Source organism: Halorarius litoreus (genome assembly GCF_024362405.1).
GTDB lineage: Archaea > Halobacteriota > Halobacteria > Halobacteriales > Haloarculaceae > Halorarius > Halorarius litoreus.
Window position 1 is genome coordinate 2085176 of the sequence record NZ_CP101454.1, and the last position, 20988, is coordinate 2106163.

The 20988-nt window shown below is 67.3% G+C and carries 26 protein-coding genes; 10 read left to right on the top strand and 16 right to left on the bottom strand.

Annotation, left to right across the window (positions count from 1 at the left end; all coding sequences use genetic code 11):
• Positions 1 to 170: 170 nt before the first annotated feature.
• Complete coding sequence (locus tag NL126_RS10680) at positions 171 to 404, bottom strand: DUF8151 family protein (protein WP_255194859.1); 234 nt, start codon at positions 402 to 404, stop codon at positions 171 to 173.
• A 96-nt stretch (positions 405 to 500) separates the two neighbouring features.
• On the opposite strand from NL126_RS10680, the gene NL126_RS10685 reads away from it, so the two are divergent.
• Together NL126_RS10685 and NL126_RS10690 are read left to right on the top strand one after the other, a co-directional pair.
• Complete coding sequence (locus NL126_RS10685) at positions 501 to 728, top strand: DUF7860 family protein (RefSeq protein WP_255194860.1); 228 nt, start codon at positions 501 to 503, stop codon at positions 726 to 728.
• On the top strand, positions 728 to 1348 hold the full coding sequence (locus tag NL126_RS10690; protein WP_255194861.1) for a uracil-DNA glycosylase: 621 nt from the start codon (positions 728 to 730) through the stop codon (positions 1346 to 1348). The genes NL126_RS10685 and NL126_RS10690 overlap by 1 nt, the downstream gene beginning before the upstream one ends.
• On the opposite strand, the gene NL126_RS10695 is transcribed toward NL126_RS10690, so the two are convergent.
• Positions 1345 to 2205, bottom strand: a complete 861-nt coding sequence (locus NL126_RS10695; protein WP_255194862.1) for a ferritin-like domain-containing protein — start codon at positions 2203 to 2205, stop codon at positions 1345 to 1347. The genes NL126_RS10690 and NL126_RS10695 overlap by 4 nt on opposite strands.
• Before the next feature lie 280 nt (positions 2206 to 2485).
• On the bottom strand, positions 2486 to 2824 hold the full coding sequence (locus NL126_RS10700) for a hypothetical protein (protein WP_255194863.1): 339 nt from the start codon (positions 2822 to 2824) through the stop codon (positions 2486 to 2488).
• 130 nt (positions 2825 to 2954) lie between these two features.
• Between NL126_RS10700 and NL126_RS10705 the strand changes: the two genes are divergently transcribed.
• The gene (locus NL126_RS10705; RefSeq protein WP_255194864.1) at positions 2955 to 3647 is read left to right on the top strand and encodes a haloacid dehalogenase type II; all 693 of its coding nucleotides are present in this window, start codon (positions 2955 to 2957) and stop codon (positions 3645 to 3647) included.
• 8 nt (positions 3648 to 3655) lie between these two features.
• Here the strand turns inward: NL126_RS10705 and NL126_RS10710 are convergent, their stop codons facing one another.
• A complete protein-coding gene (locus tag NL126_RS10710; RefSeq protein WP_255194865.1) occupies positions 3656 to 4954 on the bottom strand; it encodes an MFS transporter in 1299 nt (432 codons plus the stop codon).
• A 103-nt stretch (positions 4955 to 5057) separates the two neighbouring features.
• Between NL126_RS10710 and NL126_RS10715 the strand changes: the two genes are divergently transcribed.
• Positions 5058 to 5873: an enoyl-CoA hydratase/isomerase family protein gene (locus NL126_RS10715; protein ID WP_255194866.1), complete on the top strand. Its 816-nt coding sequence runs from the start codon at positions 5058 to 5060 to the stop codon at positions 5871 to 5873.
• On the opposite strand, the gene NL126_RS10720 is transcribed toward NL126_RS10715, so the two are convergent.
• Complete coding sequence (locus NL126_RS10720) at positions 5870 to 6721, bottom strand: amidohydrolase family protein (RefSeq protein ID WP_255194867.1); 852 nt, start codon at positions 6719 to 6721, stop codon at positions 5870 to 5872. The two genes, NL126_RS10715 and NL126_RS10720, sit on opposite strands and share 4 nt — an antisense overlap.
• 40 nt (positions 6722 to 6761) lie before the next feature.
• Positions 6762 to 7754 carry a hypothetical protein gene (locus tag NL126_RS10725; protein ID WP_255194868.1) on the bottom strand — a complete coding sequence of 331 codons (993 nt, stop codon included), beginning with the start codon at positions 7752 to 7754 and terminating at the stop codon, positions 6762 to 6764.
• A 78-nt stretch (positions 7755 to 7832) separates the two neighbouring features.
• Between NL126_RS10725 and NL126_RS10730 the strand changes: the two genes are divergently transcribed.
• Entirely contained in the window at positions 7833 to 8258 is a 426-nt protein-coding gene (locus tag NL126_RS10730; RefSeq protein ID WP_255194869.1) for an HIT family protein, read from the top strand.
• 1 nt (position 8259) lies between these two features.
• Here the strand turns inward: NL126_RS10730 and NL126_RS10735 are convergent, their stop codons facing one another.
• A complete protein-coding gene (locus tag NL126_RS10735) occupies positions 8260 to 8484 on the bottom strand; it encodes a hypothetical protein (RefSeq protein WP_255194870.1) in 225 nt (74 codons plus the stop codon).
• Positions 8485 to 8589: 105 nt separating this feature from the next.
• Here NL126_RS10735 and NL126_RS10740 point away from each other — a divergent pair, with 105 nt between their 5' ends.
• A complete protein-coding gene (locus tag NL126_RS10740) occupies positions 8590 to 9303 on the top strand; it encodes a MinD/ParA family ATP-binding protein (protein WP_255194871.1) in 714 nt (237 codons plus the stop codon).
• Here NL126_RS10740 and NL126_RS10745 read toward each other — a convergent pair.
• Entirely contained in the window at positions 9298 to 9792 is a 495-nt protein-coding gene (locus NL126_RS10745) for a DUF7858 family protein (protein WP_255194872.1), read from the bottom strand. The genes NL126_RS10740 and NL126_RS10745 overlap by 6 nt on opposite strands.
• Before the next feature lie 150 nt (positions 9793 to 9942).
• On the opposite strand from NL126_RS10745, the gene NL126_RS10750 reads away from it, so the two are divergent.
• Positions 9943 to 10806: a transcription initiation factor IIB gene (locus NL126_RS10750; protein WP_255194873.1), complete on the top strand. Its 864-nt coding sequence runs from the start codon at positions 9943 to 9945 to the stop codon at positions 10804 to 10806.
• On the opposite strand, the gene NL126_RS10755 is transcribed toward NL126_RS10750, so the two are convergent.
• The 5 genes from NL126_RS10755 to NL126_RS10775 are packed head-to-tail and all read right to left on the bottom strand — an operon-like array spanning position 10785 to position 13669.
• Positions 10785 to 11447 carry a nucleotide-binding protein gene (locus NL126_RS10755; protein WP_255194874.1) on the bottom strand — a complete coding sequence of 221 codons (663 nt, stop codon included), beginning with the start codon at positions 11445 to 11447 and terminating at the stop codon, positions 10785 to 10787. The genes NL126_RS10750 and NL126_RS10755 overlap by 22 nt on opposite strands.
• Positions 11444 to 12184, bottom strand: a complete 741-nt coding sequence (locus NL126_RS10760; RefSeq protein ID WP_255194875.1) for a DUF7857 domain-containing protein — start codon at positions 12182 to 12184, stop codon at positions 11444 to 11446. Before NL126_RS10760 ends, NL126_RS10755 begins: the two co-directional genes overlap by 4 nt.
• A gap of 30 nt (positions 12185 to 12214) precedes the next feature.
• Positions 12215 to 13012 (bottom strand): DUF7856 family protein, encoded by a 798-nt coding sequence (locus tag NL126_RS10765; RefSeq protein ID WP_255194876.1) that lies wholly within the window; start codon positions 13010 to 13012, stop codon positions 12215 to 12217.
• Positions 13009 to 13347, bottom strand: coding sequence for a DUF7855 family protein (locus NL126_RS10770; protein WP_255194877.1), 339 nt, complete (start codon positions 13345 to 13347; stop codon positions 13009 to 13011). The genes NL126_RS10765 and NL126_RS10770 overlap by 4 nt, the downstream gene beginning before the upstream one ends.
• Before the next feature lie 49 nt (positions 13348 to 13396).
• Positions 13397 to 13669, bottom strand: a complete 273-nt coding sequence (locus NL126_RS10775; protein ID WP_255194878.1) for a DUF7854 family protein — start codon at positions 13667 to 13669, stop codon at positions 13397 to 13399.
• 110 nt (positions 13670 to 13779) lie between these two features.
• Between NL126_RS10775 and NL126_RS10780 the strand changes: the two genes are divergently transcribed.
• Positions 13780 to 14265, top strand: a complete 486-nt coding sequence (locus NL126_RS10780) for a hypothetical protein (protein WP_255194879.1) — start codon at positions 13780 to 13782, stop codon at positions 14263 to 14265.
• A gap of 3 nt (positions 14266 to 14268) precedes the next feature.
• Here NL126_RS10780 and NL126_RS10785 read toward each other — a convergent pair whose 3' ends face one another.
• A complete protein-coding gene (locus NL126_RS10785) occupies positions 14269 to 18477 on the bottom strand; it encodes an LAGLIDADG family homing endonuclease (RefSeq protein ID WP_255194880.1) in 4209 nt (1402 codons plus the stop codon).
• 124 nt (positions 18478 to 18601) lie between these two features.
• Positions 18602 to 18901 (bottom strand): hypothetical protein, encoded by a 300-nt coding sequence (locus tag NL126_RS10790; RefSeq protein ID WP_255194881.1) that lies wholly within the window; start codon positions 18899 to 18901, stop codon positions 18602 to 18604.
• Between the two features lie 257 nt (positions 18902 to 19158).
• Between NL126_RS10790 and NL126_RS10795 the strand changes: the two genes are divergently transcribed.
• Both NL126_RS10795 and NL126_RS10800 read left to right on the top strand, forming a co-directional pair.
• Positions 19159 to 20241, top strand: a complete 1083-nt coding sequence (locus NL126_RS10795; RefSeq protein WP_255194882.1) for a sulfite exporter TauE/SafE family protein — start codon at positions 19159 to 19161, stop codon at positions 20239 to 20241.
• Between the two features lie 59 nt (positions 20242 to 20300).
• Positions 20301 to 20750 (top strand): universal stress protein, encoded by a 450-nt coding sequence (locus NL126_RS10800; RefSeq protein WP_255194883.1) that lies wholly within the window; start codon positions 20301 to 20303, stop codon positions 20748 to 20750.
• Positions 20751 to 20759: 9 nt separating this feature from the next.
• Here NL126_RS10800 and NL126_RS10805 read toward each other — a convergent pair whose 3' ends face one another.
• Positions 20760 to 20918, bottom strand: coding sequence for a Dyp-type peroxidase (locus tag NL126_RS10805; RefSeq protein WP_255194884.1), 159 nt, complete (start codon positions 20916 to 20918; stop codon positions 20760 to 20762).
• Positions 20919 to 20988 lie beyond the last annotated feature (70 nt).

Consider the following 20988-nt stretch of genomic DNA (forward strand, 5'->3'; position numbering starts at 1 on the left):
TGACTAGGACGAAGAGCAGGAGGGTGGCTTTCTGGACCAGCATCGATTCGGTCATACGACTGTCTTATCCTGTACTGTCATAAACCGGGAAGCGTCTTCTCAGCGGCTGAAATGCAGTCTCGGAGGCGATGAAAGAATGTCGGCGTGTCGTGGCCGGGGGTAGCGGCCGTTCAGTTGTGCTGGAGTCGGCCGAGCAGTCGCCCCTGCCCGAACACGACGAGCCCGGCGTACAGCGCGATGAGACCCATGTAGCCCAGCCACGCCGCCATCAGCGTGTCGGAGCCGAACGTCTGGGCACTCTGGAGTTCTGCACCGATTCCGGCGAGCGTCAACACGACGGCGACGAACAGGTCGAACAACAGCGTTCCAGCCTCGACGACCACGTCGGGGAGCGTTTCGCGCATGCTTCCTCTCACCAGCCATCGACAATAGGGGTTTCGTGTCACTGTGTCGCAGGATGGCCCGGAACGTTTTTGCTCCGGATGGCCGCACTCCGGAGCATGGGACGGTACGGTTCGCTCGACTACCCGAAACTGACGAAAGCCGGTGTCGCCATCGGTTTCGCGCTGTTCGCTATCGGCGCGGGCGCAGAACTCACGGCGCACGCGCTCCACTACACGCTCCCGGCGTGGGAGGACACCCTGTTCACCGATATGGAGATCATCGGGACGCTCATGTTCCTCCTCTCGCCGTTCATCTTCGGCGTGTTCCTGCCGCTCACCGAGTAGTGCGCGACGTCGAGTTCCCCGACTCCGCGGCCCGAAACCCACTCGCCCAGGACTGCCGCCGCTGTAGCGACCTCTGTGCGGCCCGAACCCGCATCTCGTGGGGTGTCGGTCCGCTCGACGCTTCGCTCGTGGTCGTGGGAGAGGCTCCAGCCGAGGGGAATCCGGACGCCGACGACTGGCAGGGCGGCAACCTGACCGGGATGGCCTACACCTCGCGAGCCTCCGGACGGAAGATCAGAACGATGCTGTCGGATCTCGGCTACGGCGGTGACTGTTACTACACGAACGCGGTCAAGTGCCACCCACCCGGAAACCGCGACCCCACCGGTGAGGAGCGCGAGAACTGTCGGCCCTATCTGCTTGAGGAAATCGAGCAGGTCGCACCCGACGCGATTCTGACGACGGGCAAACACGCCACGACATCTGTGTTCGCCGCCGAGGGTCGAACGCTCGACAGGTTCCTCGATGCCGTGCTCACCCCTGTCGACACCGAGATCGGGACGGTGATTCCACTTCTTCACCCGTCGTATCAGGAAGTGTGGCTCTCACGACTGGGCTACACTCGGGAATCGTATCTCGAGGCACTCGCCGAGACGCTGCCGAGAGCGAGCGACCGTTAGCTCCCGTCAGGCGTCGTCGTCGCCGTGTCGAACCCCGTGTCCGTGCCGGTGGCCGTCTCCTCGGGTGTCTCCGTCGGCATCTCCGTCTCGGTTTCCGTCGGCATCTCCGTCTCGGTTTCCGTCGGTGTCTCCTCCGGGGTTTCCTCCGGTGTCTCCTCCGGGGTTTCCTCCGGTGTCTCTTCGGGCGTCTCCTCGCTGGGGAGGAACGGCTGGATGGCTTCGAGTACCTCTCCCATCGAGAGCGCGGCGTCGAACGCGTCCGGATACGGGGCTTCACCGAACAGGAGGTTGAGATAGCCGGCGTGACGCGCCTCGACGCTGTGGATGGACAGCGCCGCCGAGAGGATGTCAGGGCTCTCGATGGCGGGGGCCGCGCCGGCATATGCGGCGACACCTGTGTTCTCGAGCACCCGCGCCGTCTCGAGGAACTCGGTCGGTGTCTCGAAGTCGAACTCGAAGGCCGGGGCGTCTCCCGGATCGACGCCGAGCACGTTGAGGACGCGCTCTAACTGGTCGACGTGCGTCGCCTCCTGTTGGGCGGCGATCTCGAGATACTCCGGGACGGCTTCGACGATTTCGTCGTCGAAGTCGTCGAGTATCGACGCCGACTCGAGGTCGTCTGCGTCGAACTCGTCGAGGCCAGCCTCGTAGAAACTCGCCTCCAGCCGTTCGAGCGTCAACGCGTACTGGAGCACGTCGGCGTCCGTGTTCGGCTGGTTGAACTGGTGCGGCACGTCATCGTCGTCCGACTGGGCTAACGCTGGGCTGCTGACGCCGAGGATGCCAGCACCGACGACTGCGCCGGTGCCGGCGAGAACACTCCGTCTGCTGGTTGCTCGACGCCGTACCTCTGCCATCGTCGGAATTGCTCTTTCGTCACCTGAGTCTGGTCCTGTAGTCATTGTTGTGCGTCGGTATCGAACCGACAACCGACACACAGGACAGGCAGCGATAGTTATACGTCACTTCCAATTGCTAAAGCTCGGCCATCTCTGAGAAAGCTGCCGACAGATCGCCGTAAGTCGACGTTATTTCGGGCCGATCTGGTCGTGTCGCCCGACGTAAGTTCGACCTGTCGTGAGTAAGCAGCTGATAGGTATCGCTCTCCAGCGTCGGACCCGATTCAGACGGCGGAACTCAGAGGAAGCCCGTTGGCGATGCGGTCGCGGTGTACGACTCGGCTTCGCTGTCGAGGTCGATCTCGAAGGTCACCTCGCGCCGTTCTCCACGGTCCATCGAGACGGTCCGGTCGTGTTTGCTCTGGACCGTCTGGCCCTCGCTGTAGATGGTCACCTGCACGCGGACGTCACCCGACGCGCCGGTGTTCTCTACGACCACGTCGATGGTCGTTGGGCCGAGCAGGCCGCTCCGGGCTTCGGCGCTCACGACCTCGGGGGCGGGTCGGACGTTCGAACAACCAGCGACCGCGAGCATCCCTGCCGCACCAGTCGCCGCGAGGAAACGTCGTCGTTGCATACTCGGGGCCAGTGCCGTGAGCCCCAAGTTCGCTGTGGCCGATTCCACGGACTGTTCAGCTCGATGACTGGTTGGTGGGGTCGGTGAGACGGCACACGGCTAAGTTCCCCCCCCGGTCGTGTGCGACGGTATGTCATTCGACCCCGACCGTATCGAGACGATCACCGTCGACTCCTACGGCACCCTCGTCGACCCGTACGCCACCGTCGCCAAGCTCGGCGAGTACGTCGACGCCTCGCGTGTCGAACGCATCGCCGTCGAGTGGCGTGCCCGCTCGATCATGTACACGATGGTCGGCAACGCCATCGGCTTCTACCAGCCGTTCTACGAGATGAACCGCGACGCACTCTCGTATGCGGCCGCCGCGAACGGCCAGGAACTCACCGACCAGGACATCGCGGACATCCTCTCGGTCTACCACGAACTCGACGTGTTCCCGGACGTTCGCGACGGGCTCGACCGGCTCGTCGACGGCGGCTACGACGTCTACGTCGTCTCGAACGGGAACCCAGAGATGCTCGACTCGATGGTCGAGCACGCCGACATCGGAGGGCTCGTCTCGGACACCATCAGCGCCGACGAGGTACAGACGTTCAAGCCCGCACCCGAAATCTATCGGCACGCGGCCGCCAGAGTGGGCACGCCCATCGACCGTGTCTGTCACGTCGCCGGCCCCTCGTTCGACGTGCTCGGCTGCACGAACGCCGGGATGCAGTCGACGTGGCTCAATCGTGAGGGGGGGCCGTGGGAGGCGTTCGCGGGTGACTGTCCGGGCTTCGAAGCCGCGACGTTCCACGACCTCGCGGACGAACTCGGCGTCTGATCCCGAACTCAGTCGTCCGCGACTGTCGTCGCCTGCCTCGTCGTCGGGCCGGTCGTCCGGCGGTGGAGCCACAGCGCACAGCCCGCCGCGAGCACGCCAGCGGCGGTCGCGATGCCGAACGCGACGCGGTAGCCCGCGACCGTGTAGACCCGTGCGCCGGCGATGGTCTCGCCCGTCCAGTAGGCGTCGAGGACGACGCCCATCAGCGCAGGGAACACGGCCGCGCCGAAGTAGCCGAGGCTGTTGATGACGCCCGTGATGGTCCCCCCGACTTTGGGTGCGTGCCGCTCCTTCCCGACCGTGAACGTGAGCGCGACCCCACCGTTCGCGAACAGCGCGAACAGCAGGCTGGCGCCGACGACGGGCAGCGGCGGGACGAGGATGAGCACCGCGTACGCGAGCGTGAAGGCGACGGCCGAGACGACGATGAGCCCCGTTCGCATCTCCAGCCGGTCGGAGAGCGCGCCGAACGCCGGCGGGCCGAGCACGAACCCGAGGTTGCCGAGCAGGACGTACGTCGAGGCGCTCGCCACCGAGACGCCGTAGGTGTCGACGATGAACGGGACGCCCCACAGCCCGAGGACGGTGACGTTCACCCCCAGGACGAAGAACAGCATGAGGCCCATCAGCCACGTCTCGGGTTCGCGGAGCACCTGCTTGGTGTTCGCCACCACCTCGCCGAGCGACGCGGTCGCCTGGTCGGGCGCGCCGACGCTCTCGTAGCCGACGTCGCTCGGCGTGTCCCGGACGAGCAGGAGGACGGCGACGGCGGTGACGCCACCGACCGCTCCCGCGGTGAGCAGCGAGACGCGCCACCCCGTCGCCTCGATGGCCAGTGCGAGCGGCGTCGTCGCCAGTATCCCGCCGATGCCCGCCGCGGCGATGGTCCATCCCGTCATCGTGGCGTACTCCTCCGGGAGATACCACGACGCGAGAAACCGCAGGGTGGCGACGTACATGACGCTCCCGCCGAGGCCGACGACCGCCCGGGCGACGAGCGCCATCGTGTACGTCTCGGTGAGCGCGAACCATACGACGCCACCGCTCATGAGCGCCAGCCCGACGGCACCGACCCATCGCGGACCGTAGCGGTCGACCACGAGCCCCGCCGGGAGCTGGAGGGCGGCGTAGATGTAGAAGAACGAGGCATGGAGGACGCCCAGTTCGGCGGCCGTCGTGTCGAACGACCGCGCGAGCGTGTCCGCGAGCACCGCGGTCGCCGTCCGGTGGAAGTTCACCAGGAGGAAGGCCGCGGCGAGCAGGGCCCACAGCAGGAGACGATGGCGACGCATCCGGCGACTAGTCATACGTTACACTCTGCCGATGGTCACAAATACCTCCTGAGTTCCCGGCAGTTTATCAGTGGGTCGACGCCCACCGTTATGCCTGTGGGGATTGTCGCCACTCCACATGCCGTACGAGACCATCACGGTCGACGCGCCCGACGACGACCGCCTCACGCGCATTCGGCTCGCGCGCCCCGAGACGGGCAACCTCGTCACCGGGCGACTGCTCGACGAACTCACCGACGCCATCGTCACGGCGGACCGCGACGACGACGTGCGCGGCATCCTGCTGTCGTCGACGGACGAGCCGTTCTGCTCGGGCGCGTCGCTCGACGAACTCCGCGACCTCTCGTGGGAGGAGGGTTCTCGCTGGCTCACCGCCTACTTCGAGACGCTCGACCTCATCCGGGATACTGGCAAGCCCGTCATCGCGGGCGTCGAGGGGACGTGTGTCGCCGGTGGGAACGAACTCGTCTCGGCGTGTGACATCATCGTCGCCGGGAAATCGGCGCGGTTCGGCCAGCCCGAGGTCAACGTCGGGTCGACCGCGGCGGGCGGCGGCGTCCAACTTCTCCCACTGATGGTCGGCGAGAAGCGCGCGAAGGACCTGCTGTTGACGGGTCGCTTGCTCGACGCCGAGGAGGCGAAGGCCATCGGACTCATCACGCGCGTCGTCCCGGATGGCGAGGCCGAACAGAGAGCGGCCGACCTCCTGTCGACCATCGCCGACGAGAAGAGCCCGCAGGCGTATCGCACCATCAAGGCCATCATGAAGCCGTGGACGAACTTCGGACTCATGGGCCAGGAGATGGCTCGCGACCTGACGGCGAGAGTCTGGGACAGCGAGGAGTTCCACGCACGGGCCGATGCGTTCGTCGCGCGTGAAGAACAGACACCGCGGCCGTTCACCGGGACGCGGCCGCGCGAGCAGGACGACTAGGCGTCGCCGAGGAACCGGTCGGCGGCAGTCCGAAACAGCCCGTCGAACGCGTCGTCGGAGAGGTCGCGCGCCAGTAGCCCCTCGCGTTCCGCCCGGTACGTGTGCGGGATGTTCGGGTAGTCGCTCCCGTACATGATGCGGCCGGCGAGGTCCTCGAACACCGCGTCGTCGATGGAGTCGGGGTCGAACTCCATCGCGTCGCCAACCGCGGTCGACATCGCGAAACAGGTGTCGAGAAAGACGTTCTCGTTGTCGTAGGCGGTCTCGATGAACGCCTCGTGTTCGAACGTGCCCATGTGCGCACAGCAGGCGTGCACGTCGGGGTACGACGCGAGAAACTGTCGGAACTGGTCGATACCGACGTGCGGGGAGTCGCGGAACATCGGCGCGGTCCCGGCGTGAAAGAGGATGGGCCGGTCGTACGCGGCGGCGAGTTCGAACGCCGGGTCGAGCCGCGGGTCCGCGGGCCCGCACCCCTGGACCGGACACTGGAACTTCAGGCCGCGCGCGCCGGACTCGAAGGCGTCGCGGACGACCTCGTGGACGGAATCGTCGCCGTGGACCGTGGCGAACGGCACCGCCAGCTCCGACTCCTCGGCGCGGGCGAGCACCCAGTCGTTGAGGTCGGCGGCGACGTCCGGCTTGTGTGCGTACGGCAGCGCGACGTACCGCTCGACGCCCGCCTTCCGGAGGTTCGACTCGATTGCCTCGCGCTCGACCGGGTGGGGAAACTCCCAGCCGGCGGCGTCGTTGAGCGCGTCGCGGATGGCTGCCATCAGGCGCCCAGGCATGAGGTGGACGTGAACGTCGGTGATGGGGCCGTCGAGGTCGGCCAGTTGCAGTTGCATACCGTCCCACACGTGGCGACCGCGAAAGGCGTTGCGTCGGTCAGAACTGCTCGTGGGCGTCGGCCGCGTACGCCTCGGGCGCGGTGGTGACGACCCCCTCGTCGTGGAGTACCGTGAAGTACGGCGAATCCGACCAGTAGTACTCGTCGAACACCGACCGGGCGATTACGTTCACGACGGGCGTCTGGTGGTCCGCCGTGAGATGGATGGCGACGTTGAACGCGTTGAGTCCGGCCTCGGCGTACGACGCGAGTACGTGCGTCAGCCCCTCGCTGATACCGTCGACGGCTGCCCCATCGGGGCTGGGAACGCCCTCGCGGTCGACCACGCCGAGGACGTGCCGGTGGTGTTTCGGGGCGAACGCGGCCAGCCAGTCGACCGGCCCCGTCTCGCCGATCCACCGCTCGCCATCGCGCTCGGCGTCAACGAGGTCCTGCCAGTAGTCGCTCCCCTCGCGGCTCCGGTAGTCTGCCGCAGCCTCGGCGAGTCGACGCCCCTCGTTCGTCCCGCGGTCGTCGACGAGCGCCTGCATGTGCGGGTGGACGATACTCGACCCCGCCGACTTGAGGAAGTTCATGTTCACCGAGGCGTACTGCGCCGTCTCGTCGTGGTCGAACGCCGCGTGGACGAACTCCAGGGCCGCGTTCAGGCCGTCGGCGAACTGACGGGGGGTGAACGCCTCCATCGGCTGGAAGTGCGTCTCCGTCAGCGCCACGACGTTCGAGTGGGCGGCGTAGGGGTTGAGGTTCGGGAACGACGTCGCCTCGCCCCACGACCCGCGTTCGACGTCCATCCACTCGGGGTACGTCGGCGTGGCCTCCTCGACCGTGCCGGGACAGAAGAAACAGCCCTCGGCGTCCGAGACCACGGAGTCGATGTCGTAGTCGTCGGGGGTCGCGAACGCGCCATCGGCGATACGCGCCGTGCGACCGGTCAGCGGGTCGGTCCGTACCTCGATGGTCTCGGTGACCTCCTCGAAGTCGGCCAACGGGCTGTGGAACGTCGACTCCTGGATATGCGTCTCGAACTCCATGGTCTCTGTTGGCACGCTCCGGGGCAAAAGCCTAGTCCCAGTCGGGACGCTTTTCGGCCAGTGTGCCGACCCCCGTCCATGAACGACGACTGCATCTTCTGCCGCATCGTCGCGGGGGAACTCCCCTCGCGAACCGTCCACGAGGACGACGAGACGCTGGCGTTCCTCGACGCCAACCCGCTCGCGCCCGGTCACACGCTCGTCGTCCCGAAAGCGCACCACGAGCACGTCGAGGACATGGACGGGGAGACGGCCGCCGCCGTGTTCGAGACCCTCCACGGGCTCGTCGGCCCCGTACAGGACGCCGTCGATGCCGAGGGGTCGACCATCGCGTTCAACAACGGCGAGGCTGCTGGCCAGGAGGTTCCGCATACCCACGCCCACATCGTCCCGCGATTCGAGGGCGACGGGGGCGGTCCCATCCACGCCGTCGCGGGCTCACGGCCCAGTCTCGCGGACGGCGAGTTGGACGAGATCCGCGACGACATCTCAGAGCGAGTCTGAACTACCGCCCGCCGGCTTCCTGCAGCAGCGAGTAGCTTTTCAGCGTCAGCCCCGCGAGGACCACGACGCCCGCGAGGAGAAACAGCGCCGCAGCTCCGATACCGAACTCGCCCCACACGAGGTTCGTGTAGCCGAGCAGGAGCCACACCAGCGCCACGAGGAGTGGAAGCCCGAGGATGAGCGCGATCATGGACTTGACCTCGTCGTAGGGGCGGCGCGACGGCACGCTCGGGGGGTGGGTCGGAGCGAAGTTCAACGCTCCGGTCACTCTCCGATTCCTTTCGACACCAGGAACAGTAATTTTTTGTCGGAACCGCCGACCACCAGGAGTATGAGCGATATCACGGCGTTCGTCGGCACGACCGGCGGCGCGGGGACGACGCGGGTGACGGTGGAGGTCGCGGCGACGCTCGCCCGCGACGGTGACGACGTGGCGATACTCGATGCGGCGTACGCGACACAGGGGCTCGCCGACCACGTCCAGGGCCGCATCGACCCGGACGTGACCGCGCTCGTCACCGAGGAGTGGCCGCTCGACGACGGACTCGTCGAACTCCCGGTCGAGACGAGCGGTCGGGTCGTCGCCGCACCGGCGTACGCGCCGTTCGAGCGGCTGGCGCGGGCGAAGACGCCCGACGCCGCACGGCGGTTCGAACGCCTCGCGGAGACCGCCGCCCGCGAGTACGACGCCGTGCTCGTCGACACGCCGCCAATCGCGGCGAACCAGGCGGTCGCGGCGGTGACCGTCGCCGACCGGGTCGCGCTCGTCACGCCCGGAACAACGCGGGGGACGGACGCCCTCGCCCGGATGCGGGACCGACTGGCAGATGTCGGCTGCGAAGTCGACGCGTCGGTCGCCACCCGCACGACCGAGACGGGCGTCGCGGACGTCGCCGTTCCCGAGAGCGACACGACCGACCCGGGGGCGGTCCCGGTGTGTGACACGGCCGACGGCGCGCTCGCTGCTGCGGTCGTCGAGGCGACCGAGACCACACTCGACCGCGACCTCGACGTCGAGTTCGACGACGGACTCCTCGGCCTATAGGAACTCGTCGGCGTCCGAGCGAGCGTCGTCGAGCGGGTCCGCCAGTTCGACTGCGAGCGCTCCTTCGAGCGCCTCGCGCGCCTCGGGGAGCGGGTCGTGTGTCTCGACGAACACCGCGAGTGCGAACTCGGCGTCGTCACACTGTGTTAGCTCCAGGGCGTCCGCTCGCGAGAGTCGGGCATCGAGCCAGTCGCGCACGACTCGCTGGCCAGTGGGGCCGAGTGGATGGACCGACTCGCCGAGCAGGTGGAGCGCCTTCGCTCCGGTCACGGGCGCGATACCAGCCTCACGAGCGGCGGCCCCGACGCTCGTTCCCGTCGCGTAGCTGTCGACGAGCGTCGCCGCCGCAGCCGGGGTACACGGCAGGGCGTCGGCGAACGGCTCGAGTCGCTCGACGAGCGGCGTGTCGGTGTCGTCGACCACCGCCACCCCGCGCGCCTCCTGTTCGGCAGTCACCTCCAGCCCTGCGGCCAACTCCGAGAGCGTCACAGGCGCTCTGGTGGGTTCATTTCACTAAAAACTACGCCAGAGAGAACTCGCCGAACCTACCGGTCACCGGTGGGTTCCCGTCGGTGCGTCGGTGGTCACTCGCGGCCTCACGACTCCGTTTTTAACCCCCATCGCGAGCCAGTTTCAGATATGAGCACGACGGCAACTGCGTGCCCCGAGTGTGACGGTCGACTACACAGCGACGGAACCGAGACCATCTGTGGCGAGTGCGGGCTCGTCGTCGGTGAGGACGCGCTCGACCGCGGCCCCGAGTGGCGGTCGTTCGCGGACGACGACACGAACCCGAAGCGGTGTGGGGCACCGCTCACGCGGTCGCGACACGACCGGGGGCTCTCGACCGAAATCGGCCGGTCGACGCGGCTCAAAGGTCGCAAACGCCGGCGGGTCGCGCGGATGCGAACACAGCACCGGCGCGCGCAGATCTCGTCGAAGACGGACCGGAACCAGGTCTACTCGTTCACGGAGATTCGACGCATCGTGAGCGCACTCGAACTCGGCGACCCTGTCCGCGAGCAGGCGTGTACGCTGTTCGAGTCGGCACAGGACGCGGACCTCCTCCGCGGGCGCTCGCTGGAGGGGTTCGCCGCGGCGACCGTCTACGCGGTCTGCCGGGTGAACGGTGTCGCCCGGACGGTCGAGGAGATAACGCGACGGGCGAAGGCCGACGCGGACGAACTCCGAGTGGCGTACGATGCGCTCAACCGCGAACTCGGCCTTCCAACGGGACCAATCGACCCGCGCTCGTATCTCGCGCGGTTCACCTCGGCGCTCGACCTGCCGCGCGAGGTGGAGGCCGCCGCCCGCGAGCTCGCCGAACGGGCCGACGACGAGGGGCTGACCGTCGGTCGAAATCCCTGTGGCGTGGCAGCGGCCTGTCTCTACGCGGCGGCGACCGAGCGGGGCCACTCACTGACGCAGGCCGAGGCCGCCGACGTGGCCGACGTGACACCCGTCACGCTCCGGTCGACGTATCACGAACTGACCGACCGCTGAACGCCCGCGGCCAGTTCCTCGAACCGCTCCGCTGCGGTCGCGTCGGGTGCGAGCGCGGCGACCGGCTGGCCGTGTGCCATCGCCCGCGAGACGTGCGCTGCGTTCGGTATCTCGACGACAGGCGCGCCCAACGCATCCCGGACCGCCTCGGTTTCCTGTCCGTCGCTTCTGTTGACGACGACCCGTGCCAGTCCTGCGTCGAGTGCGCGAGCGAGCGCTCGCGCTCGGAGCGCGTCCGCGAGTGCGACTCGCGACGGGGTGGTCACGACCACGCAGGCGTCCGCGGCGAGCAACGCCGCCCCCGAGTCGCTCGCGAGGCCGGCCGGACAGTCGACGACCACTCGCCCGTACGCTCGCTCGACAGCTGTGAGTGCCTCGGGCAGCCGTCGAACGTCGCAGGCACGGGCCCCCGCGAGCGTCCGCCCACAGGGGAGCAGGTCGACCGGGCCGGACTCGTCGACCGCCTCGATCGCCGAAGCGCGCCCCGCGAGCACGTCGTGGAGGTCCGGGCCACGGGACTCGGGGAGGTCGGCCATCCCGAGGTCCGCGTCGACCGCCACGGCGTCTACTTCGGCGGCGAGGTTGTACGCCACGGTCGTCTTGCCGACGCCACCCTTCCCGCCGACGACTGCGAGAATCACGCGAGTCGCTCCAGCGTCTCGATGGGGACGTTCGCCGCCTCGATTCGCCCCGCGAGCGTCTCCGCCCGCGCCGCGAGCCTGAGCAGCCGGTCGCGGTCTCGCTCGGTTCGCGCACACAGGTCGCGGACCCCGGCGAGTCCGTCGGCGTCCGCGACGGCGACCGTCGCCTCGGGAACTGTCCGTACGGCGTCGAGTGCTTCGAGACGGTCGACGCGAACGTCGACCGCGTCGAGGAGCGCCTCGGGGTCGTGCGGGATGTCCCCGGTCGGGTAGCCTGTGGGGGTCACTGCACCCGTTTCTTCACCGAACGCCTGCCCACTGTCGTCGGCGGTTTCGCACCCGGTCGTCTCCGTGTCGGCGGTCGGTTCGAACAGTCCCGCACGCGGCGGCCGTGGGTCGGTCAACTCCCGAGCCACGTCGTCAGGGGTCGGCTCCTGCCCGAACCGGCCGTTCTGGTCGCCGGCCTCGTCCAGCGACTCGACGTGAACGGGATCCTCGAGCGGTGGCGCGGGCGATGCGAACCCGACGCCGACCGTTCCCTCCGGCGGCAGCCGACTCGTCCACTCGCCGTCGTCCCAGCCGTGGGCTGCGTGGCTGCCGTCGCGCGGCGGCCAGGTCGGCCCGTTCAATCGGCTCCGGAGTCGAGCGCGCATCGCCGTCTCGTGGTCGTTCGTGAGCCGACACTCGACCAGCGTGACGCCGTCCGCGCGGCGACACTCGGCGGCTACCGTCACCATGGCGGCGGTGGCCGCGCCATCGGTGATAAACTACAGCCGGACGACCGGCACGTCGAACGCACGAGCGAGGTGCGCCGTGTCGACCGCCTCGAGTTCCACGACCACCGGGGCGTCGAACGCGGCGACCGTCGCGGCCGCGAGCGCCACGGTCGGGTCCGTCGCGTCGTCGAGGTCGGGGGCATCCAGGTCGTCGAGTGCGGTGACCACGTCGGGGCGAACCCGCTCGGCGAGCGTCGCTCGTGCCTCGCGCTGGAGGTTCGCGGCCCGGTCCTGCAGTTCGAGCCGGCGTTCCCGGCGGTCGTAGGCGTCGCGGGCCCTCGTCCGTTCGCGGTCGAGCGCCTGGCGGGCGGCCTCGCGCTCGGTCGTCGCCTCCGAGAGCTTCCGGCCGACTGCGACGAGTTCGTCGGCCGCCTCGGTGGCGTCGAGTCCGGCCTCGCGTCGCGCCCGGACCGCACCTCGCAGCGTCGCGGCCCGTTCGCGGAGGCGGTCGCGTTCGCTCCCCGCTGTCGCGACCTGCTCCCGCGCATCGGCGAGCGCGGTCGGACCGGCGTCGAGGTCACGAAGCTGTCGGGCGACCGCGACGAGTTCGTCCAGTTGCGGGGCCGTCCAGCCGCGGGAGCGCGCCACCGCGGCGAACGCTGCCCGACGGTTCAGGGGCATCCCGTGCCGGAGCCAGCCGAGCTGCTCGTGGGCTGGGCCGGGCGTCGGACAGTCAATCAAGTCGGCTGCAGGGTCGCGAATCGCCGTCACCAGCCGTTCGGGGGGCACGTCATCGCTGCGCCGGTCGAGGAGCCCCGCGCCCGAATCGAACGATGGTACGTCGGTCACAGCTCTCGGTCCCGGAGCTCCTCGGGTGCGGGGTGGTCGGTTCCGGCCGCGAACTTTTCGTACGGGGTGTACGTCCCGCTCTCTCGTTCGTAGGCGACGGCCGCCTCACGGACGTCGTCGGGCGCGTCGGCGAACTCGTTGAACGGGCGGGTCCGTTCGACCTGCACGTCGTCCGGGTGGCGTTCCCGGAGCCGGCAGGCGAGGAACGCGCCTGCGGCGGTGGCCTCGAACAGCGCCGCCCGGCCGAACGTCCGGACGACGCTCTCCTCGTGGCTCCGGCAGACGTTCCGGAGCGTGGTCCGCGCCGCCCGCGAGTACGTCACGACCAGCAGCACGGCTGGTTCTGTGCCAGCTTCGAACTATAAAATTAATCGTCGTGGCGAACTATTCGATCCGGTCCACGTCGAACGACGGCTCGGCGGAGAGGAGGTCGGTGAGGCGGTCGCGGGCCGCCCCCGCCGACGGCGCGAGCACGACCATGCCGTCGGCGGGGTCGTCGCCCGTCGCCCGGTAGGCGTGGAGGTCGCCCTCGAACTCCGTCGCGTACGTTCTGAGGACGCCCCGGACCTGCCGTTCGAGCCCTGCGAGGTCCGTCTCGCCGGCCTCGAAGTCGGCGAGCGCGTCCTCGACGTTCCGGAGCGCGCTGATACGGTCCATACGAAAACTCGTGCCGGCCGCCGTAATATGTCCTCGGCTCCCGCCGCGAGGTCCCCGCCGGTCGGCGTCGCCCACGGCTTTTTGCTCACAGCCGTCGTACCGGTGTGGATATGGCCGCCGAGTTCGCCCGACAGTTCGACCCCCGAACGTCGCTCACACCTGCGGTACTCGCGTTCCTCGTCGGGCTCGCTGGCCACGCCGTCGACCAGTCACTCTTCGTCCGTGCGGGTCCGATGCCCGCGGTCCTGACGGCGGCGGTCGTCGCGACGGTCTGCTACCTCCACCGCCGCGATACCCCCCGCTTGCAGGCGCTCGCCCTCCTCGTGTGGGGGGTCGTCGCGTCCGGGGCGGGTGTGCTCGGTGTGTACCTCCTCACGGTCGGCGACCAGCTCCCCCGGGCCCTGACCGAGACCGAGATAGTCCTGTACGACTTCGGGCTGTTCCTGTGGTTCGTCCTCACGCTCGCTGTGGCCTACTGGGTCGCGGCTGGCCGTGAGCGACGCACCGCGGCTGTCGCCCTCCTGCTCGCGCCGGTCCTGCAAGCGGTGTACGGGCTGCTCCTGGTGGCGCTCGTCGCCATCGGGCTGTTCGCCTGACGCTCAGGTCGTCCGCAGGTGCCCCTGCTTCGGTTCGTAAATCTCGCCCTTCTGCCGGAGCTTCTGAATCTCGTGTTCGGCCTTGTCGCGGTCCATGCCGACGGCCTCGGCGCGCTCGAACACCTCGTCTTCGGGGGCGCCGTCCTCGTACTCGTCTTCGAGCTCTCGGATGATGCCCCGGATGTTCTTGATGCGGTCGCGCTGGGTCTTCGAGGTGCCGGCCTCGACGATGTCGGCGTCGAACTCGCCGGTCTCGGGGTCGACACCGATGTCCCGGAGGGAGTTCCGAACGATGTCGATGACCCGGTCGGCGTCCCCCTTCTCGACGGTGTCGGAGAGCCGGACCCGCGCCGAGGCCTCCCCGAGCCGCACGAGCGCCTCCAGTTTCCGGGCGGTGACCGGCACCGGCGCGTCGTCGTCGGCCCCCTGGGCGCGCAGACTCACGTAGAAGTCCCGAATGGCTTCCTTCGCCTCCTCGGTCATCGTCGGGAAGCAGTTGCGTTTGGCGTAGGCGATGTACTTCCGCAGGAGGTCCGCTTCGATCTCGGGGATGACGTCCTCGGTGACGTTGTCGACCTCCTCCTGTGAGACGTTCGAGGTGGCGACGTTGTTCCGGTGGGTGAACAGCTCGCCCGCGTAGTTCGTGTTGATGATGTGCTCGGCGAGGTCGCTGTCCTTCTCCTTGTCCGGCTTGTCCGTCACCGTGAAGATGAGGTCGAACCGCGAGATGAGCGCGGGCTCGAGGTCGATCTGCTCGCCCATCGGCTCGTACTGGTCGAATCGTCCATATTTGGGGTTCGCCGCGCCGAGGAGCGAACAGCGGGACTTGAGGGTGGCGTTGATGCCGGCTTTCGAGATGGAGATGGAGTTGTGGAGGAGAACGCCCTGGCTGACGAACGTGTTGGTCGGTTCGACGGTGACGTCGTACACCCAGTCGGTCGCGTACTCGCCCTCGTTCGGCACCGTCTCTACATCGGTCACCCGGTAGTACCTGAGGTCGCAGCGGGCTTCGAGCGCGTCGGCCCGCCGCTCGGCTTCGTCCATCGCATTGTGAATCGCAGCGCGTGCACGGTCTGCGAGTTCTGCCCGCGCTTCGGCGTCGTAGCCTCCGTCTTCGGCGTCGTGGATGCGACTCGTCGTCGTCCCATCCATCCGCTCGGCTAACTGGCGCCCGGACCAGCCAATGGCCTCTCGAACGCCCGCGAGACCGTCGGTCGCGTCGATCGATCGCAGGACCTCGGTGATACGTTCGCGAACTGTCTTCACTTGGGATTCGACAGACTCGATCTGGACGCCGAACCCTTCATCGAGGTTCGGGCGGAACTGCCCGGTTTTCCGAAGGCCGACGAGCGAGCGAAGTTCGCGAATCTCCCGGGCGGCACTGGTCGGCAGCACGTCGTGATGCCGGAGCGTCTCGTTGCTCCGCTCGACGAACGCCTGTGCTTTCTCGTGACGGTCGTCAGCCGGTTCGACGACGGCATCGACGAACCGCTCTGTCGAGTCACCCATCACGTACACCTTCCACGAATCTTCGGCGGTGTCGTGGTGGATGCGTGAGGCGACGCCGATTTTTGCGAGGGCATCCGCGTAGTCCTCGGCGAGCCCCTCCGAGGCGGTCGAGAACGACATCGCTTCGCTCTCGACCCCGCCGTCACCGGCGAACGCCCCGACGAGGAACCGGCGGATGTGCTCCTCCGAGGCGCCGAGTACGCGAGCCGGGATGCGTTTGTCCCGGGCGGTGTGCATGAACTCGGGGAAGTTCTCCTCGAACCAGCGGTAGAGCTTCGTCGACACCCAGCGCTTCGTCACGGTTCCTGCCGCGTTCGTGGTGTCGGTACTCTGGAAGCTGAACTCGCGCCGCATCAACTCGTCTACTCTTGCTAGCAGGCGGTCATCCTGATTCGAGAACCCGATTTCGTGTGACGAGCCGGCGTAGGAGTGTCCTTCGGCGACGAGGAAGCCGAGAATTTCTGCGAGGTCCTCGCTCAGTTCGTCGGGGAGGTCCACATCCCGCTCCTTTCCGACGTGTGGCTCGTCGTCGAGGTTGACCGGCGCACTCGAGTTCGGGAGCTTCCGTGGTGCAGGGACGAATGCGCCTTTCTCGATATCACGTGCCTCGACCGTGCCAACCTCGCCGTCGATGTCTGCGAACATCGGGTGTTCGGGTGTCACGAGTACGTCGCGGCCGTTGGAGAACGTCACGCGGACGAACTCGTCGGGAGCCTCGTGTCGACTCACGCGGTCGACCGGCTGCTTCGTCGTCTCGTTCGTCTCGAGGTCGACCGAGTGAACGCGTACGTCGTCTACCGGTAATATCTCACAGTCGACGCCATCGACTATCTCATCCGAGCGGGCCGCCATCTGCTCGTCAACGAACTCCCCGATTTTGACGCGGCGACCATCCGCGAGCAGTACCTCCGAGTTCGGATGGTACGACTGCTGCTCGAGCGCTTCGTGCATCGCAGAACGGTCCTCCGGCCGCATCTTGTCGAGTTCGTCCACCGCGGCGATGCCCTGGTCGGCGAGCACGAGCGCGCCGGCTTCGAGCGTCCACTGCTGGCCGTCGCCGAAGTCGTCGCGGACCGCAGCTGCGGTGAGACCTGCGCTCGACGAGCCTTTCCCGGAGGTGTAGACGGAGCGCGGGGCCAACTTCTTCACGTACTGAAGCATCTGGGAGTTGTGCGAGACGACGTTGTTCCCGATGTACGTGTGCGTGCCCGCGACTTCGAGGTCGTACACCCAGTCGTAGTCGGGTTCGACAGTCTCGATGGACTCGATTGAATCAGCCCGCGCCGTTCGAATGCCACCGGACTGCGCCGAGTGAGTGGATTGACTCTCAATCATCACGCCACCATCGGTCGCAACCGGCTGCGAGTCACTCACGAGGATTTCCTGACCGACAGCGAGGTTCTCGGCACGGACTGCCTGTGGCTCACCTTCTGTTGCAAGGAACAGCGGGTGTGACGGTGTCACCTCGACATCGTACCCACTCGCTGTCTGAATCTGGTACATCCGGTCGGGAGCCTCACGCTTCCAGACTTTCGTCGCACGCCGTTCGGTGATACTCCCGTCTGCTTCCATCGAGGGAAGTGGGAGATCGACCTCGTCGTACACGCCATCGTCTATCGGTTTCGGGTCTGTGAGATTCGACTCTACGAGTTCTCCTAACTCCCGTTCGGTTCCGTCTGCTAACTCGACTCTGGTATCATATTTCTGGCACTTCCCCGTCCCGGGGTCCCCAATCAGCAGCATGTGCAGGTCGCCGCGAATCCGCGACCCGTCTGGGAGGTCCTTCTTCACCCCCGAGAACAGTTGCATGATGATGGCGAGCTTCTGTTCCTCGTAGCCGAAGATGGAGGGAGCCATCGAGCCGACCATCTTCTCGTAGATGTCGGGGTCGTTCGACAGCTCGATGATCTCCTTCTTGTCGGCCTCGGTGATGTCCATCTCCTCGAACTGCTCGTCCTCGACCATCACCGTCATCCCCTGCATGTAGAAGTCGAAGACGGGGGACTTCTCCTGCTGGTTCCCCTGCTGTTCGAGGCGGAGGATCCCCGTGACGGTGACGTGGTCGCCCGCCGTCACCTCGCCGGTGATGTCGTCTTCGATGTGGATGTCGATGGCCTGCGGCGTCTCGCCGCCACGGAGCCCTTCAGGGGACTCCTGGACCCGAATCTTCTGGGCGTCGACGAACTCCGACTGGTCGAAGTTAATCTGGAAGGGGCCCTGCCGTTCACAGCCCTGACACTCGTGCGGCTCTTGAAACGTGCCGTCCGACTGGGGGACGCGGGTCATCGTGCCGCAGCGCTGGCACTCGAAGGCGGCGTTCTGGATCTTCGGGCGGACGTCCGTCGCCTTGCGGACGATACCCTGGACGGAGATGAGGTTACCGACGTGGTCGGCACGGATTTCGCGGATGCCCGTGGCGTCGGTGAGGTTGTGGACGCGGACGTGTGCCTGTCCGAGTTTCACGTCCACGGGGAGGTCGTAGAGCCGGAGGGCCTCCTCGGCGTAGTCTTGCATCTGGCCCGGTTGTGCGACGAAGTCGTCGGCGATGTCGGGGTCGAAGCGGTAGAGGTCGTCGTAATCGACGAGCAGCGACTTCTGTTCGCCGGGGTACTTCTGCGCGAGTTCGCCGATCTCGTTCCGGTAGTAGTTGCGGTAGAACTCCTCGAAGCGGTCGATGATCTCGGCGTTCTCCGCGCGTGCCATGTGAGTATCCAGGGTTGGTGCCTGCTCCGCTAAGAAGTTTCGCAAGCGGAGTGGAAGTGTTCACGTCCCCCGGCTGTCACCGGGCAGTCGGGTGGACGCGCAGGCGAAGCGACGGGGGGTTGGGTCACCGACCCGACGAGACGAGTCGGACGACGACGTAGGGGGCGACCACCAGGAGGGCGACCGTCGCGACGAACAGGCCGAGGAACGCCGCGAGCGCCGGGGGGACGACGGCGACCGCCACGACCAGCGCGACCAGCAGCGCGAGCACGGCGAGCTGTCCGGGCCGCAGGTGTCGGAGGGCACGGAGTCGGGTTCGGAGCGCCTCGAACGCCGTTCCCGGCAGTCGTTCGGTCGCGGTCTCGGGGATCGTCGTCGGCTCGGTCAACGGTTCGGTCGGGGTGTCGGATATCTCGTGGCTCATCGCTTCCACCTCGACTGTTGCTACGGCACTCACGACGATAAGTGTAAGCTGAAAAACAGTTCTGTACGATGGCCAACTGAAATTCAGTTCACCGAGCTGAAAAGGAGCAAAACCGACCGGAGGGGCCGGAACGCGAACACAAGGCTTTTAGAATACACCCGGTTACCAGCGCGGCACCAACAGTGGTTCACCCCTTTGCTCCCAATCCCACCCAGTGTAGCGACTGCCGACGACTTCCACACGGGGGGCCGACCTAGATGGCGTCGCAGTCCCAGCGCGTCCAGAAGTCGTTCCTGAAGTACCAGCACCTGTTCGTGCTGAGCGCCCCCGCGTTGTTCGTCGTAGCTCTTCTGCTGTTCGCGCCCACTGACGGTGCCACGGGGACCGACTACTGGCTGGAGTACTGGTGGCTGTTCCCCTTCTTCCTGCTCGGCGCGACCATCGTGAACACGGTGGGTATCAGCGGCTCGGCGCTGTTCGTCCCGTATCTCATCTTCATCTTCCCGCTCATCGCGGGACAGGGGCTCACCCCCGAGACCATCGTGAAGGTGGGGCTCATAAGCGAGTCGTTCGGCCTGTCGAGTTCCTCTATCGCGTTCATCCAGTACGGGCTCGTCGACCGCCGGCTGGCGCTCACGCTCGTCGGCGGCGCCGTCCCGTTCGTCATCGCGGGAGCGCTGCTCTCGTTCGTCATCCCCGAGCCGCTGTTCCACGCGCTACTCGGGATTGCGCTGCTCGCGGCGTCGTACCTGCTGTTCACCGCGGACCTCGGCCACGGCAGCGAGAGCGACAGTGGCACCGAGGCGGCGACGGCGACCGACGGCGGCCGCGAACTCCCGAACGACGCCGGCAAACTCGGTCCGGCGGGCGTCCGCACCGACGACGACGGCACCGTCACCCGCGTCGACCGCGACGGTGACGACTACACGTACACCCGCGGCGGCTACCTCCGCCGGTTCGCCAACTACAGCGTCGGCGGCACGTTCCAGGGGCTCGCTGGCTTCGGTGTGGGCGAACTCGGCATCGTCTCGATGCTCTCCACGAAGGTTCCCGTGCGCGTGGCCATCGGCACGAACCACATCGTCGTCGCGATGACGGCCGTGCTGGCGTCGGTGGTGCATATCTTTGGCGGTGGGCTCGTCGGCGGCCACTCGCTGAGCCTCGCCACCACGCCGTGGAACATGGTTATTTTCACTGCTCCCGCCGCGGCACTCGGCGGCCAGATCGCTCCCTACGTCTCGAACGCGCTGGAGACGAGCACCATCAAGAAGGGCGTCGGTGGCCTGTTCGCCATCATCTCCGTCGCGCTGTTCCTGATGGCCGCGGGCGGCGTCCTCTGACCTCGCACGCGCCTCCATTAGCCCGCGCTTTTTCAAGTCTCGCGCCGGTAGTCGACGGTATGTACGACGACATCCTGTTGGCGACCGACGGGAGCGACGGAACCACGACCGCCGTCACCCACGCCGGAACGCTCGCGGAGACGTACGGCGCGACGGTCCACGTCCTGTCGGTGATCGACACCCGAAACCGGTTCGAGAGCCCGACGAGCGGCATCGCGCCCGAGGCGTGGAACGAGGCCGAACGTGACCGCGCGGAGACCGCGACCGAAGCCGCGGTCGCAGCGCTCCCCGACGGTGTCACCACCGAACGCGTCCACCCCTCGGGCGTCCCACAGACCGAGATTCTGGCGTACGCCGAGGCGGCGGACGTCGACGTCATCGTGATGGGCACCCACGGGCGGACCGGGCTGGACCACTATCTCATCGGGAGCGTCACCGAGAAGGTCGTCCGGCGGTCGCCGGTGCAGGTGCTGACCGTCAAACTGGACGAGGACGACGCGGAGACGTAGTCGGTTCGTTCAGTTGTCGCCGAACGCTTCGGCCTGCATCTCGACGTAGCGGCGCGGCCACGTCGCGACGTGGTGACGGTATCGGTTGACGACGTTTCGTACTGCCGACGCGACCCTCGTCAGGGGGCCACGGCGTGGCTCCCCGGTCGGTCGCTTCCGATAACTCATGTGTGGGTGTATAGCACGGGTTTGTCATAAACGTTGGTGCTTCTCTCGTCGCTCGCCGCTCGTCAACCGC